The organism is Ruegeria sp. BHSA163 (genome assembly GCF_059613365.1).
The window spans coordinates 1-2,733 of the sequence record NZ_JBXWSJ010000119.1; the positions used below are offsets into that span (position 1 = coordinate 1).

Sequence of the window (2,733 nt, forward strand, 5' to 3'; positions counted from 1 at the left end):
GATCGTGGTAACTTGCATGGGGTGACTCCTCTCTCGCAGATAACGACACCTGCACTATGGCGCATCGCGACGCCGATGGAGCAGGAGCCATCCACCCCATCTGCATAGCGGACGCTCATGCCGTTTGCGGCGAAAGGACTGAAAACGCTGATCACACGAGTAATTGAGGGCACACTTGGGTCTAATGCGCAAAAAGAGACAATTCTAGTCAGTTGATTTAAATCAGTGATGTCTTAAGAATTGGTTGCAGAGTTAAGCGCAAATCGAAGCTTTTGGGGAGGAATGGATGCCCAGACCGTTAAAACTTCGCGCTATGGCTACAGGACTTGTATGCACTACATTAGCTGCATGTGGGGACAGCGATAGTTCTTCGGAACCAGCGGTAATACCGTTTTCGGGATTCTCTAACGTACCTGAAAACGGAACCGTCGAGATAGACGGGGAAGCGGTAACAGCAAGGTATGTCGCCGATCCTTCGACGGGTGGAGTGACAATTGAGGATCAAACAGGTCCGTCGCCAAGTACCACACTCGTAACGACGAGGAACGGTGTTGTGGTAGCATTGTCTTCGGCTGCATCAGGATCGTCCGTTTCATTTGACACTAGGAACGGCGACACAAGGGTAGATACTCCTTTAGTGACCTCTTTTGTAACAGCCGACGGTCAAGACTTAGCAACTTATGTAGACCCAGAAAGAGCCGGTTACGAATACCAGACATACGGCGCTTGGGTTACCGGAGCTGGCACCGGCTCAGGGACTGCGGGTGCCGGAAGTTACGGTTTGAAAACAGAAGCTTCGAACATTCCGGTTGGAGCTACAGCTACGTATAGAGGTGTAGGATTGGGTGTAGCCCGTCTTTCAGATGGTCAGCCTTACCAAACGGTGTCGTCCGTTACCGTAACAACTGATTTTAATACAGCAACAATCGGTAGTTCGGATACGTCAGCGGTGAACTTGAACACTGCAACTACAACTAATGCACCAGAATTGGACTTTAGTGGCTCAGGTTCGGTTAATGGGTCAGAGTTTACTGCCTTGGTGTCGGGAGCAGGTACCGCCGGTACGGCACAGGGACAGTTTTATGGACCTTCAGCTAACGAAGTCGGAGGTACTTTCGCAACCACTGGCCCTGGTGACGTTTGGCATATGGGAGCGTTCGGAGGAAACTGAGTATAGTGCCAGCCGAGCAGGCAGATAGGTAAAAAATAGATGCGGCTAACTTAATTGCATTGAAAAATCGAAAATGGCTCAACTGATCGAGCTAATACGCGAAGGGAGCCAATCAGTTCGTCAATTAATTCGATACCGTCTTGAAACCGCAATGAAGTTTTTCTGGTTTGCTGCGTGTACTATTGCATTTTTTGTTGCTGTCGCTTGCGAAGTAGATGCATCGGCGACTGAGCAGGCAGCAATTGAAGCCCAGTTTCAAGCAGGGCTCTCTGCCACTCGAAGTGGTGACTACAATACAGCTATCGCCATTTACCAAGGCATCCTGGCCGAAGACCCAAACCTGACACGCGTACGTCTGGAATTGGCGCTGGCTTATTTCCTCAGCGAACAATGGCGTCGATCACGATCTGAGTTCTTTAAGGTTCTTTCAGGCGACATTCCAGAACCTGTTCGTCAAAGGGTATTGGTTTTCATCGCCGAAATAGACGCACGGCGTGGATTTGAACTGAATTTTCAGTTTGGCCTCAAAAGACTCGGATCAACGCGAAATTACGACACCGACGAAATCGATCTGGATTTTTTCGGTTTTACGGTTCCGGCTACTCTGAACCGACCCAGCGATTCTACCTATGGAGTTGGGTATTCCATTTCAGCATTGTGGCGCAAAGGTTTAAACGGCTATTCGACCGCTGATCGTCGCGCCGTTATAGGCTTCGGCGAGGTGTTCTCATTTGGAGACCTGTCTGATGAAAAGGCCTTCCGTGATATAACTATCGGTCTGCGCGGCGGAGCACGTTTTGTTTTCCCGCAAACAACGCTCGTCGTAAGCCCTGTAATTTCAACTCGTTACATCGCGGATGAGCACTTTGAAGATAGGTTGGGTTTGGAAGCAGGTTTTGAGACAAGGAACTTAAATGCATTTTCACTTTTTGGATCAATTTCTGGTTTCAAGCTGGAAAACAAGATTGATGATACATTTAGCGGTAGCTCCTTAAACGCAAGATTTGGAGCGCGTCGCTCTTTTGGGGGCAAAAGCACGATCGGAACGGCTGTTTTTGCTGAAAGTCAATCCACAGATCGCGATATAGACACCTACCGGCTTGTAGGTCTGGAAGCATTTGGGTCATTTGACTTGGGCGCCGGACTAGTCATAGAGCCGCAAGTCTACATTGCAAAAAAGTCGTTTTCGGAAAGCAATCCGCTCTTTGTGGGTGATCCAGACGAAAATCAGTATGGTGCGCGCATTAGGATCGAGAAGCGCGACATAATTATCGGGAACGGGGTGATACCATTTTTCGAAGCCAACTACAAAAGAGTAAACAGCGGAATCGCAGCATTTAGCTATGATGAAACCATAGTTGAAATTGGCTTAACTAACACATTCTGATACTTACAATAACGTTGACTTGGATTTAAAGAAGGGCGCCTCCAAACGTGATGTCAGGGAATAGAAAAGACCCCGATAGGCTTATGGCTATCTTCGACGACGGTGAAGACATTTCTTTAATCGGAACCGGGGCGGATGAGTTGCGTGCCGGGCGCGAAGCGGCGGCCGCAGTCTT

2 protein-coding genes are annotated in these 2,733 nt (G+C 48.8%); both read left to right on the plus strand.

Going from position 1 to position 2,733, the window contains the following annotated elements:
• Positions 1–286 precede the first annotated feature (286 nt).
• Positions 287–1,171 (plus strand): transferrin-binding protein-like solute binding protein, encoded by an 885-nt coding sequence (locus AC2FNV_RS23425; protein WP_170607617.1) that lies wholly within the window; start codon positions 287–289, stop codon positions 1,169–1,171.
• Between the two features lie 73 nt (positions 1,172–1,244).
• The gene (locus AC2FNV_RS23430; RefSeq protein WP_170607615.1) at positions 1,245–2,558 is read left to right on the plus strand and encodes a tetratricopeptide repeat protein; all 1,314 of its coding nucleotides are present in this window, start codon (positions 1,245–1,247) and stop codon (positions 2,556–2,558) included.
• The last annotated feature ends 175 nt before the right edge of the window (positions 2,559–2,733 follow it).

Excerpts from the sequence above, each read along its gene's own strand:
- AC2FNV_RS23425 (WP_170607617.1), top strand. The coding sequence starts at position 287 with ATGCCCAGACCGTTAAAACTTCGCGCTATGGCTACAGGACTTGTATGC.
- AC2FNV_RS23430 (WP_170607615.1), top strand. The coding sequence starts at position 1,245 with ATGGCTCAACTGATCGAGCTAATACGCGAAGGGAGCCAATCAGTTCGT.